The sequence below is a fragment of the [Eubacterium] eligens ATCC 27750 genome (assembly GCF_000146185.1).
Taxonomy (GTDB): Bacteria; Bacillota; Clostridia; order Lachnospirales; family Lachnospiraceae; genus Lachnospira; species Lachnospira eligens.
In genome coordinates, this window is the sequence record NC_012778.1 from 1,897,541 (window position 1) to 1,914,344 (window position 16,804).

Below are 16,804 nucleotides of genomic sequence, written 5' to 3' on the forward strand. Positions count from 1 at the left end.
CCCCTTAATATAAACATTACATCTGATGACGTACTATCTTATATTCATCATTGCTCTGATAATATGGACACTGCTTATATGAAGAACTTAAAAGTCTTGCGTAATCGTCCTCGTCCATATCAACATCACATACATATCCTTCAATCTCCTCGTCATATACAAGGTTGTTGCAGTAATCGCAATTATATTGTGATGACATATTTATTCCATCTCCTTATTATCTGCTGTCTGGCTGCCTGACGCACCGTTGAGTCTTCCCATTTCCTCATATCTTTCAAGGAAATTATGCTTAACACCATACTGCTTATATGCAATAACTGTATCAAGATTAACGTTTTCAACACTTCTGAAAATGTTCTTCTCAATGTAAGGGCTTACCTTAGTCAGGTCTTTGATAAGCTGCTTAATCTCGCCTCTCTTAGAACCCTTTTCTGTTCCGCCACATGAAGCACAGCTCTCTGTAAGCCTGCATGCACACTGTATAAATGCAAGATTATTATAATCTCTCCAATGTATTATATCTGCTTCTCTTATAAGGTAAAGCGGTCTTATAAGCTCCATGCCCTCAAAATTAGTGCTGTGAAGCTTTGGCATCATAGTCTGAATCTGCGCACCATACAACATTCCCATAAGAATTGTCTCAATAACATCATCATAATGATGACCTAACGCTATCTTGTTACATCCAAGCTCTTTAGCCTTACTATACAGATATCCTCTTCTCATTCGGGCACACAGATAACATGGAGACTCCTCTATATCTGCAACCGTATCAAATATCTCTGATTTGAACACGGTTATAGGAATATCAAGAATCTTTGCATTATTAAGAATAACCTGATAATTAATATTATTGTATCCCGGATTCATAACCAGAAATACAAGTTCAAAATTATTCTTTCCATGCCTCTTAAGCTCCTGAAAAAGCTTCGCCATAAGCATTGAGTCCTTACCGCCTGATATACAGACTGCAATCTTATCTCCATCCTGTATAAGGTCGTATTCATTAAGTGCCTGTGTGAACTTTCTCCATATAGGCTTTCTGAACTTCTTGACTATGCTCCGCTCTATTTCCTTAACTCTTTCTTCACCTGAAAGCTCATTCTCTGCCTGTGCTTTCTTGACATAATTCTCGAACTTCCACTTCATATAAGCGCCCCAGCCGCCATACAGACTGTAGACCTCATAACCCATTTCTTCAAGAATATCTGCCAGATCATCACTGTGCAGACCCGTATAGCACAGAAGATATATAGGAACACTCTTATCAAACTGCTGTGTGAATTCCTCCGGTGTTTCTTCAAGCACCTTAATCAGTTCCTCCCAGTACCAATTTCTTGCTCCGGGATATGTTTCCTTCTCGAATTCCTGCTTGTCTCTTACATCAAGCAGAACCTTTTCTCTTTCATCATTCTGGTAATCAATTATTGTTTTCATCATCAACCTCTTCATCCTGCGAATCCTCAAGAATACGCAGTCCTGCCGTACTTGTAACAGGAAGTGAGAACACAATAGTTCCTGCCTTGCTGTCTACGCCGGCTTTGTCCATTATAGCACGCATAATAGCATTTTTCTGTGATGACTTTGCAACAATAAGAATTACTTCCTTCTCTGAAACAAGCGAAACTCCAAGGAACTGCTCTGCCCGCTTCATTCCAACACCCTTTCCATGAAGCACCGTTCCACCTGTTGCACCGCCTTCTTCCGCTGCTCTCATCACCTGTGTATTATATCCATAATTAGCTATTGCAACAATAAGTTCATGTTTAGTATCCTTCAATGTGCTCTCATCTCCTTTCTTATATTCCTGCCCGTCAATTAAGAATCCCAGCTCTCTCTTGCCGCCAATACTGCTTAGCGGCATTATAAATGCGATTCCGGTTCCAGGCACATCTATTCTTAACTTACTCTGAAGCCCCTTCTTAACATTCTTCCATGTCTCCTCTGTAACAAGTGACATATGAATACCCTTCTCGTCATCCTCAAGTCCCAGTAAATCAAGCACATCACTTGACGCTGTTCCACGGCCTAATGATATATCAGCTGCTTCAACATTATAATCCTTATAGCATTCAACAAAACGCGGCATATTTTTTCTGCTGCATATCGTTACCATTACATATACTTTGCTCATATCCATCTACCTCTATAATTCAATAATTGTATCATCCGAAAACTCTGCAAACATATCCACAACAGGTGTAACAGTCTGTGGCACATTCTCTTTCCTGCTGTCCTTGATTCTGTATATAACACCAAGTATCTGCAAAGTTATAAGAGGTGTCATGGCAACCATGGCAACAACACCGAATGCGTCAGTTACAATATTACCGCCTACTGCGAGACATGCTCCCTGTGCCAGTGGCAGTAAAAATGTAGCTGTCATCGGACCTGACGCAACTCCTCCGGAGTCAAATGCTATGGCAGTGAATATCTTAGGAACAAAAAGCGTAAGTATCAGTGCTATTCCATAACCCGGAATAAGAAAATATAATATTGAGATGCCTGTCAGCACTCTTATCATCGAAAGACCAACAGATACTGCCACACCAACAGAAAGACTTATCTGCATTGATTTGCCTGATATGCTTCCCGATGTCAGTTCTTCTACCTGATGCATAAGCACATATACAGCAGGCTCTGCCTTAACAATGAAATATCCTATTATCATGCCAGTAGGTACGATAATCCATCTAAATGATAATGAAGCAAGCACTGATCCAAGATAATTACCTGCTGGAATAAATCCAACATTAGCACCTGTAAGAAAAAGTACAAGTCCAATATATGTATACACAAGTCCAACGCATATCTTCATAAGCGACTTCTTATTCATCTTTGGAGCAAATATCTGAAACACTACGAAAAATACAATTATCGGAAGAAGTGACAGTGCTATTTCTTTCAGATATTTCGGTATCTCATACAGGAACAGCTTACCAAGTTCAACAGAATCGCCTACTTCAGTAATTGCTGTTGTTGTAAAATTACCCTCTGTACTATAAACCATTCCAAGAATAAGAACTGCGAGTATTGGTCCGATTGAACATAATGATACAAGACCAAAACTATCATTGCCGGCATGTTTGTCGTTTCGGATAGAAGAAATACCCACACCAAGAGCCATTATAAATGGTACAGTCATCGGACCGGTTGTTACTCCCCCTGAATCAAATGCAACTGCAAGAAAGCCTTTAGGAACAAACATCGCAAGTGCAAAAACAATTGCATAAAACACCAGCAGAAGCGGTGCTAACGGTATTCCAAAAAGTATTCTTAAGAGTGCAGCAACAAGAAATACACCTACTCCAACTGCTACCGATAATATAAGCACCATGTTAGGTACTGCCGCCACCTGACCTGCAAGCACCTGCAAATCCGGCTCAGAAACTGTAATTATAACTCCAAGGATAAATCCAATCGCTATAATCATCCATAATTTCTTAGTCCTTAACATGCTTCCACCAACTCTTTCTCCCATTGGCGTCATGGACAATTCTGCCCCTAAAGAAAAAAACACCATGCCAATAATAACCAGCACGGCTCCAACAATGAATTCAACCAGTATACTAGGTGAAAGAGGTGCTATTGTGAAGCCAAGAAGCAACACTATAAGCATTATTGGTACTACCGCACTAACAGACTCCTTTGTCTTTTCCTTCATCTTCTCTCTTACCACTGTATTCTGGTAACTAAATTGTGTCCTTAATAATCCAGCCTTCAATAAAATCTCCCTTTGCTCTTAAATATCAGTTTCGGGTTACATAGTAATATATTAACATCTAATAATTGTACTGGCTACTTAAAATTTTATAAAAAGTGCTCTAATCAGAACACTTTTTATAAATTAAAACTCAATTATAAATTGTCATTTTCTTTCTCTCTGAGCAGTTCCTCATACTTTAACTGGTATGCAATCAGCCGTGGAATGTATTCTGGTGGAGTTCTTCTTGATGCCTCCCAGTCCTCTAATGTACGCACAGGAATGCCTGTGTGCTGTGAAAATTCTTTTCTAGTCATTCCAACGCTTTCTCTAAGCTGTTTTATTGTCTCTGCTATAGTCATAATATATCCCCTCTCAATGCATTTTTATAATTTTAATAAAATATAGCTTTGATAACTGGTTTCATTTTTTCAATCCATTCATTATTAACAACATCATAATAACAATCTTTTTCATAGCTGGTCTCCTCAAAACAATTGTATTGATATAAAATTATTATACATCATATCATATAAAAATTTCAATTCTATAAACAGCATTTAACCATTATATTCTATTATCATTTATAAAACCCATCTATAACCACAATTTTGCTGTTTCAGTTCAAACATTCGCAGTTCGTCCGCTTCTTTTTTCTCACGGCTCCTCACTTTACGCTCCTGTTTATTCTGTTCCTGCTGTAATTTCAATGCCTGCTGCGATTTTGTGCCGATGCCTGTTTCCTGCATCTGTTTTTTCGCTTCACGTTGCATCCTTTCTCTGCCTCCATGTTTGATAATTAAGATAATATATCTGTACGGCTTGTATTTCGGTATTCGCTTGGTGTAACTTTGTATCGTTCCTTAAATACCCGATTGAATGTTCTCTGACTTTCAAATCCGCTATCATAGCATATATTTGTAATGGCATCACTGGTATTTTCCAAACGATAGCAAGCATAATTTAGTCTTGTATCATTCAGATATTGATTGAAATTACGATGGAATGTTTTGGAGAATGTTCGTGATAAAACATACTTGCTCACTCCCAAATCTCTTGCCATATCATCTAGCGAGAAATTCTTTCTAAAATTACCAGACACGTACGATACTGCCTGATAGACAAGATCTTTACTTCCCACATCTCCTTTCTCGACCAGTTTCAGCTTTCCAATGCATCTTGCAATCACAATCTGCAGATATGCCTGTATAACTGCTATATCCATGTGATCTGTATCTAAGATGGCATTAATTGCCCGGTATACTTCTGGCTCCACCATCTCTGCCTTTATAATAGGGTAATCCGGTGCCATCGTCTGTATTATTTCAGCATATTTTCCAATCGCAAACGGTGGAGAAATAATGTAAACTGCCTTATTCACTCCCGGCGAGAAAATCTGATAATGATGGATAATATCCGGAAATACAAAGCCGATATCTCCCTTTTCCATGTGATATAACTCTTGACCAACTCCAAGCTCCAGTGTTCCATTTGTCACACATACAATCTCCAATGCATTATGTAAATGCGGAGCGACATGCTTCGATTTTCTTTTTAAAGTTAATATTTCTTCTTTTGTATCAATAAATGATAAATGCATTGGTTACGCCCCCTTTGCAAGATTTGTCTACTTTTTCTTTCGATTTGGCAAGCAATCTCATTGTATTCATTCTATAATCAGCTTGTAAATAAGGAAAGGAGGACTTCCAAATGAACAAGTTTAAGAATTATATGAACAACCTTTTAGTATTCTACGCTGATTACTTTGAACATGTATATCATGCATAAAATACTAAAAGGACTGCTTTGTTAAAACTGAACACCTAGTTTGCAGACCATTTCGCAAAAATGAAATGGTTCTTTTTATAAATCATCAATAAATCTATTGAATGCTGCAATTCCATCTGGTGTCCTTTTATAAACACCCGCATCCTCTAAAACCTTTGTAAAGACAATTCCAATTTCCTTTTGCACGATAGAATGAATATTCTCCGATGTAATGTCATACTTAGGAATCCATTCCTCTGCCCAGTCTGCGTGAGAAGCCATAGCTTCATTCTGCCTTAGATCTTCTCCACTCAAGATTGCCCGCTCCAAGTCTGACATTTCTTTTTTCAATCTCGCTGGTAGCACCGCAAGTCCCATAACCTCAATCAGACCAATATTTTCTTTCTTTATATGATGATACTGTGCGTGCGGATGATAAAGTCCCATCGGGCACTCCTCTGTGGTAATATTGTTTCTAAGCACAAGATCAAGCTCATACAGGTCTCCACGCTTTCTTGCTATTGGTGTGATGGTATTATGCGGAACGCCGTCTGTCTCGCTAAATATATATGCCTCCGGATCCGAATAGCCTCTCCACTTTTCTAAAATATGATTTGCCGCATCCACAAGCTCATTTATCTCTCTTCCTTGCAATCGTATCACAGACATCGGCCATTTCACGATTCCGGCATGTACATTGGGATATCCGTCCAAAACAACTTCAGATTCATATGGTGCCTTTGCCATTGCAAATACATAGCCTCCACCTTGAAAATGATCATGGCTTAAAATTGATCCTCCTACAATCGGCAAATCTGCATTTGAGCCTAATGTATAGTGCGGAAACTGTCTTACGAAATCCAACAGCTTACCAAATGTTGCCTTGTTAATCACCATTGGTATATGATTATAATTAAAAATAATACAATGCTCATTGTAATAAACATACGGTGAATATTGCAGGTAATAATCTTCCTCACACAATGTAAGTGGAATAATTCTATGATTCTGTCTTGCAGGATGCATAATATGTCCTGCATAGCCCTCATTTTCCCGACAAAGCAAACATGCAGGATATCCAGACTTCTTTGTCATTCCCGCCTTTATAATATCTCTAGGATCTTTCTCTGGCTTTGACAGATTTATAGTTATATCCATCGTTCCAAAATCTGTTTCTGTCGTCCACTTTTCATCCTTCTCAATACGATCTACACGAATGTAATTTGTTATCTGGCTGAACTGATAATAAAACTGAGTTGCATGTTTAGGTGAATTTTCATATTTTTCGGCAAATTTTCTGCGAACAGTTGACGGAGCTGGTGTCAAAACTCCCATAACTTTTGTATCAAAGAGATCTCTCTGCGCAATCGTATCATCTTTCATGACTCCATTTGCAATAGCATATGCAATCATATCCTCTAAGATCAGGTGCAGTTTTCTCGGCTCTACATCTTCTTCTGATGCCACATAGTCATTTAATCCAAACAACTCCAACAATGAATTTGTTACATAGACCTCATCTGCAAGATCAATCAGACCGTTTTTCAATCCATAATTTACCAGTTCGTTAATCAAATGATTAATCATCACACATTTCTCCAATCCATCGTAATCCTAAATTACCTTAATGCCACCATACTTACGAATCTTCAACACATCGCAAGCTCCGCTTCCAAACACTTCTTCCATCCCAGTCTTGTAATGTTCCACAAGCTCGTTTGGAACAAACGCCTGAATTGTTCCTGCGAAACCACCTCCGTGCACTCGGCATACGCCTTTATCTTCCAATAGGATTTCACTCACCGCCAGTGCTACCGATACATTCTGATGGCTGACATCATGACATGTAAATACATTTTGAAGATACTTAAAGGATGAATCTCCCGATTTCTTTACCAATAAAAGGAACTCTGAAAAGTTGTCTTTCTTTAAAGCATCTACTTCCTTTTGTACCCGTTCATTCTCACATATAAAGTGTAAAGCACGAAGTGCCGCCCTATCTCCTGCCTCTGCACGTATCTTAGATAAATTACTAAGGATTTCTTTCTTTGATACTTCTCCTAATACTTCTTTACCGAAACATGCTGCCGCCTGTTTCATCTCCATCGGTATTGCTGCATAGTCCGGTGTAAGATCTGCGTGAGAACCCTTGGTATCTGTAATACATAAACTGTATCCATGTACATCAAGATCAAATTCAACACGCTCCACCTCTGGTTTTTGAGGATTCTCAAAATTGATATGCACCAGACTTCCAACCGAGCAAGCCATCTGATCCATCAATCCACATGGTTTTCCAAAGTACACATTCTCTGCGTACTGTCCGATCATAGCAATCTCAATCGCTGATATATTGCCTTGATTGTACATGTAGGATAAGATAGTTCCAATCAGAGTTTCAAATGCTGCCGAGGAAGATAACCCTGCTCCAATCAGCACATCGCTGGTAATATATGCCTGAAATCCACCGATTGTATGCCCATTCTCTTTTGTCTTTGCTAATACGCCACGAATCAATGCTTGGGTGCTTCCTTCTTCTTTATCTTTCTTATCTAAGTCATCCAAATGAATCGCAATCAGATTATTATAACCGTCCGATACAATACGGACTACTTGATCGTCTAATTTTTTTGCAACAGCGATAGCATCATGGTTAATAGATGCAGCCAAAACCTCCCCATGCTGATGATCCGTATGATTTCCTCCAATCTCACTTCTGCCCGGAGCACTATATATCCAAACATCATCATCGCCGAATCGTGTAATATACTGTTCAATGGCTTCTATATATCGTTTTCTTTCATATGGAAGTTTGTCTTTGTCCACATAAATATCAGTCAATACATCATCACACATTCTCCCGTTAATCATCTCTATTATTGTGTCCGCCTTCAAAATATACACCTCCTTCTTGCACAAAAAGCATTGCCATTCTCGAATGTTCAATTAGACAATGCTTTTCATTACATATAACCCCTAATACTCTGTTGCGTCTGTTACTTCATCAGACTTAATTCCCTTTTCAGCTTTTAATTTTTCATTTGCAGCTTCTACGTTCATTCTGGAAAGAACAATCATAATTAACACATCAAATATCAATGGCAACCATAAATACATAAACTGCATCATATCAAGTGCTGACTGCGGCTGTGTTGCATTTGTTCCGACATAACCACTAAGCTCTAATAACCAGCCACATACTGCAGTTCCAATTCCTCCACCAATCTTTACACCAAGTGATGTACAAGAATACATAGTTCCATCAATTCTCTTTCCCTGTGTCAGATAAGTATACTCTGAACAAGATGCAATCACTGCGTTCATATCTCCCTGCCATGGTCCCTGTCCAAGGGCTGCAAGGGCTGTAAATGCCAGCATAAGAGGAACACTTCCCATATATCCAGCTACAACAACCAACGCTCTACCAATAACGGCAATGATATATCCCCTAAGATTCAACTTGTACATACCCTTCCATTTACCAACGAATGTCGGAGTAAAGATAAGAGCTATAATAAGTGGGATATTCACAGCCCAGGCGAACTGACCAAAGAGGTTTTTATTCTTCAGCACCCATGTCATATAGTAGATACCGGCACCAATCATAGCACTGTAGAGCTGCTGTAAAATATAAGTTCCACAGATCATCATATAATACTTGTTCTTTACAAGCAGCTTAAATGCATGAACCAATCCATACTTTTCTTCATCGCCCTTAACTTCTCCCTCGTTAAGCTCCTCCTCTGGAAGTTCTTTTACGGAGAGTGCTGAGATTGAATTTACAATCAGACCGATAATTGCATAGATAATTGCTACAGTTCTCCATGCTGCCGCATCCCCACCACAATAATCAACAAATTTTACGGTTACAGATTGAATCAAAAGACTTGTAGAAAATGCAAAAATAAAACGACAAGATCCCATCTGCACACGCTCTTTGCTGTTCTTTGTAATCAAAGAAGTCAATGCGGAATATGCAATATTATTTGCTGTATAGAACACTCCATTTAACAATGTGTATGCAATAAAGAACCATGCATATTTTGCTGTATTTCCCCAGCTTGTAGGAACAGCAAAACAACATACCAGCGTAATTGCACAACCAATGTAACCATAAAGCATCCATGGCTTTGCCTTGCCCAGCTTACTGTGCGTCTTATCTATCATCGAGCCAAAGAATATGTCTGTAAATCCATCAAACAGCTTAGAAAGTGCTATCAGCGTACCCACTATACCTGCTGCGAGTCCAACAGAATCTGTCAGATAAATCATCACAAATGATGTTAAAAATGCATATACTACATTTCCTGCTATATCGCCGGATCCGTATCCGACTTTGTTATACCATTTTAAATACTTTTTTTCTTCCATAGAATCACTCCTCATCTTAATTAGGTTTAGAATTTCATGTGTCGAACAGTCTGATGCTATATTATTCTAAATGTTTTACTTTTGTTCTTTTGTATCCCAAGTATCACCATATGTCCGGACTTATATGGCAATATTTAGGGAAATGCTGTGTCAACAAGTTACATTATTATTATCCCTTCACATACGGAACCAGTGTAAACCGGAACCGGAATAATCTATCATCAAATCTGTACGCATCTAACACGTCTGGTCCGCAACTGTTAGAGCCTATTCCATTCTGTGCATAATCAAGACAGAGTACCGTACTGTCCGATTCTATAAGTTCATAATTATGTGCTTTTTTCTCCAACTCCTCCTGCGTATAGAAAGAGGCATTGAATGAAAATGCATCTTCTTCTGCTATAGCTGTGATACCATATTGGCTGTTGCCAAGCTCCACATAATCACAGTCATAGTGACTTCCGTTTTCCTGTGGACGAATATAATCTTCATGCATATCTGAAACCTTAAGACGATACAATCCATGGCTTGCTGCTCTATGCTTGTCCCGGTAGCTTTCCTGCGGTCCCATACCGAAGAACCCTGCATCTGTAAGTTTCTTATCTAAGAACATCCTCACACCAAATCTTGGAAGATCAGGGAATTCATCATTCTTTTTCACTGCGATATCAGCTCCAATTCTTCCGGCTGCATCAATCGTCCATATGAGTGTCACATCAAGAATCTTCTGCACGGTTGGTGCTACAACCGAAGCCTGACTTACAACAGTCACTCCGTGCTTTCCTTGAATCACCTCTGAATTATATGCTCTTGTATATGCTTCATTGTAGTGTGCTTTCCTCCACTCCGCCTTGATATACATATCATTATCCGTCGGCGCTCTCCAGATATTCAGTTCCATCGGATTCTTCAGATATTCTCTGCCTGCAAATATTAAACTGTCAAAAAGTGCTGTCCGTTTGTTGATTATATAGGAAAACTCTCGTCCCTTTATGTTGATCTCTGTATCATTCTCCTGCACCTGAATACGGGTATCCGGTACTTCCTTTGTAAGCCAGCTTAATGCCTGCTGATTCTTTGCACCCTTACTGCTTACATCTATCTCATCAAAGCCTAAGACATACGCCTTGGAAAGAAGCGGGATGTCCTTCTTCAGCTTATAGAACAGCTTCAGATATACCTTTCCATTCTCCGGGATTGAAAGCTTTAAGGTTGTACTTCCATCACAATGCGGTAAAATGGATACTTCGGAAAGCTTCCCCTTCCCTATTACAAGCCCATCCTGTGACAACTCATAAGTAATCTCTGCATAATCCTTCAGATCATCAAAATCCATATAGTTGTGAAGCACTAATTCTCCACTTGCTGCATCATACGATACTACTCTTGCCGGTCGGTATACATTCTTGTACTCCAAAAGTCCGGTGTGTATCCTTCTGTCCGGATATACCAGACCATCCATACAGAAGTTGCTGTCATGGATTACTTCGCCATGATCGCCACCATAGGCATATATCGTCTTGCCATTTTCGGCTACACCATGGACGATTGCATGATCGCACCACTCCCACACGAAACCACCGCACATCTTATCCTCTGCCTGTATCATCTGGAAATAATCTTCAAAATCTCCAGGACCATTTCCCATACTGTGGCAGTATTCCACCAGAAGGAATGGTTTGCTACCATCCTTTTCCAGGTATTCCTCTATCTCAGTAAGCGCCGGATACATACGGCTGTATAAGTCCAGATTCTCGTAATCATAGGTTACATCGTAATTACGGTATCTGGCACTCTCATACTGCGTGATCCGCTCCGGATCAAATTCCTTTGTCCATGCCAGTGCCTTCTCAAAATTGCAGCCATAAGCACTTTCATTTCCCATAGACCACATCACGATACAGAACCGGTTCTTGTCACGCTCCACCATCAGCTTCACACGGTCAACAATCGCAGCTTCCCATGCCGGATCATCTGCTATCTTCTCATTCCAACGCTTAAAGCGGTTGTAATCCGTATCCTCTTTTCGATACAGCATAAATGGTCCGTGTGCTTCAATATCTGCCTCGTCGATCACCATAAATCCATAGCGGTCGCACATTTCATAAAAAAATGGTGCATTTGGATAATGGCTGGAACGGATTGCATTGAAGTTATGCTGCTTCATCAAGGTAAGATCTATCTTGATTTGCTCCATGCTGATTGTAAAGCCAGTAACTGGATCGGAATCATGGCGGTTCACACCACGAAACTTGATCTTCTGTCCGTTTAAGTAGATTACCTGATCTTTGATTTCTATCTTGCGGAGTGCTATATGATCTACAATCACCTCCTGCTCTGTCTCAAAAATAATAGTGTAAAGATAAGGATTCTCTGTATTCCAGAGCTTATAGTCAACAATCTCAAAAGTAGCTTTACCGTTTTTGTCAATCACTCCCTCGGAAACAACTGCGCCATTCTTATCCTCGATCTTTACCCGAACCTCTACCGGTTCATGAAAGCTTACTGTAAGATCTATCTTTGCAATGTCTGCATCCAATTCTGTTGTAATATGATAATCTCGAATTGCCTTTTCCGGACGCTTTAAAAGATAAACATCACGAAAAATTCCACTCATACGGAACTTGTCCTGATCCTCAAGGTACGAACCGTCGCACCACTTCATCACAAGCACAGAAATCCGGTTCTCTCCTTCCCGCAATACGTCTGTCACATCAAACTCACTGGTCATGTGGCTCACCTGACTGTAACCTACATAGGTGCCGTTTAACCATACATAAAAGCAGCTATCCACACCTTCAAAGTTAAGATATGCCTTTGGTGCTGCATCATCCCTTGCATAGTCAAAGGTATGCACATAAGCTCCACATGGAATATCCTGTGGCACATATGGCGGATCAAACGGAAATGGATAACGGATATTTGTGTATTGATGTGTATCATAACCTGCCATCTGCCATACACTCGGAACTGCAATCTCGTCAAAGCTCTCAACCGAATAACCATCCTCATAAAAGGCATCCTTCATATCATAAATACTGTCAAAATACTGAAACTTCCATGTACCATTCAAAAGCTGCATTCTGTCTGACAGCTCTCTGTGCTCTACCAAGTCATCCATCCGCTTTGAAGCCGGCATGTAATAGGCTCTTGCCAGCATCGTATTGTCATGTAATACGCTTAAATCCTCATAGTAACGTGGCACGATCATAAATACCCCTCCTTCATTCATACAGTTTATACACTTTTTTGTTGCTTGTAACCCTGCTAACAATTTTCTCCTTACTGTCTGCTTTTTTCCTTCTCGCTTTTGTTAAATTTATGTTACCTTAATCCAGTTCTTATGTCTATAAACTAGAATAGACAAAATATGCACAAAATGATACAATAATCCCATCAATCAGAAAAGGAGTGCTGCCCTATGTACATGAACACCGGTTATTTGAACCATTCACATATGGATTTTAAGGATAAAAGCCGACCACTGATTGTCGGTAGCTGCGGAATCTATCGTTTGTCCGAGCACCCAAAGATACCAACCTATCGCCCAAGAGGACGTGTTGATTTTCAGATTATATATATTGCAGCCGGATGCGGACATTTTCATTTTGATACTGTTGATAACGAAACAATTGTTCCCGCTGGTAACATTGTCATATTCCGCCCAAAAGAGCTTCAGAAATATGAATACTATGGGGAAGATAAGACAGAAGTCTACTGGATTCATTTTACTGGAAGTGATGTAAAAAACATCTTAAGAAAATATGGTTTCCCAGATAACGAGAGAATATTCCCAGTTGGTACATCCATGGAATATGAGCGTGTATTTAAGAGAATTATTATAGAATTACAACGTTGTCAGGATAACTACGAAGAAATGCTCACATTATTGCTCCGTCATCTTCTGATCATATTCCAACGTGAGCTTACCAGAGAGCATGTTTTAAAAAATGAATATCTCAACCACGAGATGGATACCGCCGTGACATATTTTAACGAAAATTATAACCGTGATATCAATATAGAAGAGTATGCTACATCCAAGGGGATGAGCGTCAGTTGGTTCATAAGAAACTTCAAGAAGTTCACAGGTTCTACTCCTATGCAGTTTATTGTTGCGCTCCGTGTCAACAACGCACAGGTTCTACTAGAAGCAACAAATTATTCTATTAATGAAATATCAAAAATTGTGGGATATGATAACCAGCTATATTTCAGCCGATTATTTCATAAGTTGAAGGGGGACTCTCCTAGAGATTATCGAAAAACCAGAAAGTCGGAAATATAAAACTCGTGTAGTGTCCACATAGTAGTCATAGTACACGCAAGAGAAGTAATTACAGTATTATGACTGTTTTTTACAGGTGTAAGAATAGAGAATTGTTTCAGAATTGTTAATTTTCTTCTTTTCGCTCTTTCCACACTGCGAATTTGGACATTACAACAGCGCGTAGCACAGCAGACGTCCAAAAAGGAGCGTACCAACCCATCTATAAAACATTTCGGGCTGACACGCTCCATATATACTTCATATATGCTCCATATAAGCTTATGAAATTATTCCATCCGAACCAAAAGGCACACACATTCAACGTGCACCGTATGCGAAAACTGGTCCACAGGCTGTACCTTAACAGTCTTGTAACCCTTAGCCGCAAGGAGTCCTAAGTCACGGGCGAGTGTTGCCGAATCGCAGCTTACATACACGATACGCTCAGGCGACATCTTGACAATCGTGTCAAGAAGCGACTCATCGCAGCCCTTTCTTGGCGGGTCAACGACTACGACATCAGGAGTAATGCTCTTTCTTGCTTCCTCACGCTGAGCCTCTGTTGCAGATGTGTCTGTTGCCAGCCGCGCCATTTCTTCATAAAAATGTGGTACGACCTCCTCAGCCTTTCCGACAAAGAATTCAGCATTATCAATGCCGTTAATTGCCGCATTGTTCTTAGCATCTTCTATGGCTTGCGGAACAATCTCAACACCATATACCTTTCTTGCATTCTTGGCAAGGAATAACGATATTGTTCCTATTCCACAATACAAGTCCCATACAGTCTCATTGCCTGTAAGTCCTGCGTATTCAAGGGCTTTTCCGTACAACTTCTCAGTCTGTCTTGGATTAACCTGAAAGAACGAAAGCGGTGATATCTGATACTTAATGTCACCGATATAATCTTCAATATAACTTTTTCCCCACAGAGTCTCGCACTGTCTGCCAAGAATGACATTAGTGTTCTCCGTGTTGTAATTAAGCATAATTGATTTGATGCATTTGTCTGTACTTATATCTGAATCAAGCGACACTTCTGTAAGGCGCCCTACAAGCGATTCCTTTAACTTATCAGACATCTTGGTGCCGTTAATAACAAGACAGACCATTATCTCGTCTGTGTGAAAGCCTGTTCTTATAAGGACATGACGCACAAGCCCTTTTCTGGTCTGTTCATCATATGGTGCAACACCGTTGAGCTCCATCCAGCTCTTTATCACAGCAAGAATATATTGGTTCTCGACAGCACCAATCTTGCAGTCTGTACATGAGATAATAGAATGAGTTCTTCCTGCATAGAAGCCCATCACAACGCTTCCATCTTTGGCAGTTCCAACCGGATACTGTGCTTTATTTCTGTATCTGAAAGGCTCTTCCATTCCGATAGCCGGGAAAAACTCATAGCCTTCTATCTTACCGATTCGCTTGAGATTATCGTCAACCAGCTTTTCCTTAAATCTTAGCTGTGCCTGATAACTCATCTGCTGAATCTGACAGCCACCGCACTGTCTCGCAACAAGACAGGCAGGAGTCACTCTGTCAGATGAAGCCTCGATAATCTTTTCAAGCCTTGCATAGCCGTAATTCTTCTTGGCTTTAATAATCTTTGCCTCAATCTTATCTCCGATTATCGCATCCTTAACAAAGAGAGTATATCCGTCAACCTTGCCGATACCCTCTCCTCCGGTTCCTATATCTTCTATTACAAATGTTACTTTATCATCTTTCTTAAAACTCATTAGTTGTCCTTCTTATATTAGAATCAAGCCATCTGTTATAACCAAGCCAGTCGTTGGTATCCTTGGCTTCAAGCGCTTCTCTTAGTGTCTCAAGCTTTGCATCCATATTATCAGCCATAGATAATGCGACAGCCTCTGCTATTGATGGCTTCTTAGGTGAGCCGTACTCAAGCTCTCCGTGATGTGAAAGTATGCAGTGTCCAATCTGCATTGCAAGCATATCAGGGAATCCGTCTATCTGCTTAACCTTCTCCATAACCATCTCATATCCAATAACGATATGTCCTAAGAAATTACCCTCGTCAGTGTAATCATTCTTAGGAAATTCAGATAATTCCTTAACCTTGCCGACATCATGCAGCATTGCACATGTTATAAGCAGATCCCTGTTAAGAAAATCATAGTTGCTGCTCATCTTGTCACATAATCTTGTAACACTTAAGCTGTGCTCTAACAATCCGCCAGCGAAACCATGATGTACTGTCTTGGCTGCTGATACACATTTGAACTTCTTTGCAAATGCTTCATCTTTAAAGAAAGAATATAACAGCTGCTTCATATATGTACTCTTAACACTGTCTACATACTTCATCAGTTCTGCAAACATATTATCAATATTATATCTTGAAGATGGTACATAATCTGCTGCAACATATTCATTCTCTGATGCAATTCTTGCTCTCTCTATCTTAAACTGTAATGCTCCGTTATAGCTTGTTACCTGTCCTGTTACCGCAACATAATCATTAACATCAAATTCAGCAATTCCGCCTGAATTAAGGTCCCATATCTTAGAGTCAATCTGTCCTGTCTTATCAGCAAGCATTACATTGGCATATTCCTTGCCTGTCTTAGTAAGTGCTATTGATTTTGATTTGCACAGATATACCTCTGAAATTCTCTCACCATCTTTAAGAGTCTCTATATAACGCATAAATCCTTCTGCCTCCG

At 39.8% G+C, this 16,804-nt stretch carries 13 protein-coding genes and 1 pseudogene; 1 reads left to right on the forward strand and 13 read right to left on the reverse strand.

Annotated features, from left to right (window positions below):
- Nucleotides 1-16 precede the first annotated feature (16 nt).
- The 11 genes and pseudogenes from EUBELI_RS08835 to EUBELI_RS08885 all read right to left on the reverse strand — a co-directional run bounded on the left by EUBELI_RS08835 (nt 17) and on the right by EUBELI_RS08885 (nt 13,052).
- Complete coding sequence (locus EUBELI_RS08835) at nt 17-199, reverse strand: DUF6472 family protein (RefSeq protein ID WP_012740059.1); 183 nt, start codon at nt 197-199, stop codon at nt 17-19.
- A 2-nt stretch (nt 200-201) separates the two neighbouring features.
- Nucleotides 202-1,440, reverse strand: a complete 1,239-nt coding sequence (locus tag EUBELI_RS08840) for an ATP-binding protein (RefSeq protein WP_012740060.1) — start codon at nt 1,438-1,440, stop codon at nt 202-204.
- Nucleotides 1,421-2,134, reverse strand: coding sequence for a P-II family nitrogen regulator (locus EUBELI_RS08845; RefSeq protein ID WP_041688282.1), 714 nt, complete (start codon nt 2,132-2,134; stop codon nt 1,421-1,423). Before EUBELI_RS08845 ends, EUBELI_RS08840 begins: the two co-directional genes overlap by 20 nt.
- Before the next feature lie 12 nt (nt 2,135-2,146).
- A complete protein-coding gene (locus tag EUBELI_RS08850) occupies nt 2,147-3,664 on the reverse strand; it encodes a DUF1538 domain-containing protein (protein ID WP_041688804.1) in 1,518 nt (505 codons plus the stop codon).
- A gap of 194 nt (nt 3,665-3,858) precedes the next feature.
- Entirely contained in the window at nt 3,859-4,065 is a 207-nt protein-coding gene (locus tag EUBELI_RS08855) for a helix-turn-helix domain-containing protein (protein ID WP_012740063.1), read from the reverse strand.
- A 222-nt stretch (nt 4,066-4,287) separates the two neighbouring features.
- A pseudogene (locus tag EUBELI_RS08860) lies at nt 4,288-4,500 on the reverse strand (DUF2992 family protein); the annotation flags it as partial.
- Between the two features lie 2 nt (nt 4,501-4,502).
- A complete protein-coding gene (locus EUBELI_RS08865; RefSeq protein ID WP_012740065.1) occupies nt 4,503-5,303 on the reverse strand; it encodes an AraC family transcriptional regulator in 801 nt (266 codons plus the stop codon).
- Nucleotides 5,304-5,566: 263 nt separating this feature from the next.
- Nucleotides 5,567-7,057 (reverse strand): UDP-glucose--hexose-1-phosphate uridylyltransferase, encoded by a 1,491-nt coding sequence (gene galT / locus EUBELI_RS08870; protein ID WP_012740066.1) that lies wholly within the window; start codon nt 7,055-7,057, stop codon nt 5,567-5,569.
- Nucleotides 7,058-7,084: 27 nt separating this feature from the next.
- Nucleotides 7,085-8,341: a galactokinase gene (locus EUBELI_RS08875; protein WP_012740067.1), complete on the reverse strand. Its 1,257-nt coding sequence runs from the start codon at nt 8,339-8,341 to the stop codon at nt 7,085-7,087.
- Between the two features lie 105 nt (nt 8,342-8,446).
- Nucleotides 8,447-9,841, reverse strand: a complete 1,395-nt coding sequence (locus EUBELI_RS08880) for an MFS transporter (RefSeq protein WP_041688284.1) — start codon at nt 9,839-9,841, stop codon at nt 8,447-8,449.
- 169 nt (nt 9,842-10,010) lie between these two features.
- Complete coding sequence (locus EUBELI_RS08885) at nt 10,011-13,052, reverse strand: glycoside hydrolase family 2 TIM barrel-domain containing protein (protein ID WP_041688286.1); 3,042 nt, start codon at nt 13,050-13,052, stop codon at nt 10,011-10,013.
- Nucleotides 13,053-13,262: 210 nt separating this feature from the next.
- Between EUBELI_RS08885 and EUBELI_RS08890 the strand changes: the two genes are divergently transcribed.
- A complete protein-coding gene (locus tag EUBELI_RS08890) occupies nt 13,263-14,129 on the forward strand; it encodes an AraC family transcriptional regulator (RefSeq protein ID WP_041688288.1) in 867 nt (288 codons plus the stop codon).
- A gap of 269 nt (nt 14,130-14,398) precedes the next feature.
- Here EUBELI_RS08890 and rlmD read toward each other — a convergent pair whose 3' ends face one another.
- Both rlmD and EUBELI_RS08900 read right to left on the reverse strand, forming a co-directional pair.
- On the reverse strand, nt 14,399-15,853 hold the full coding sequence (rlmD, locus tag EUBELI_RS08895; protein WP_012740071.1) for a 23S rRNA (uracil(1939)-C(5))-methyltransferase RlmD: 1,455 nt from the start codon (nt 15,851-15,853) through the stop codon (nt 14,399-14,401).
- On the reverse strand, nt 15,843-16,787 hold the full coding sequence (locus EUBELI_RS08900) for a 3'-5' exoribonuclease YhaM family protein (protein ID WP_012740072.1): 945 nt from the start codon (nt 16,785-16,787) through the stop codon (nt 15,843-15,845). The genes rlmD and EUBELI_RS08900 overlap by 11 nt, the downstream gene beginning before the upstream one ends.
- Nucleotides 16,788-16,804: the final 17 nt, after the last annotated feature.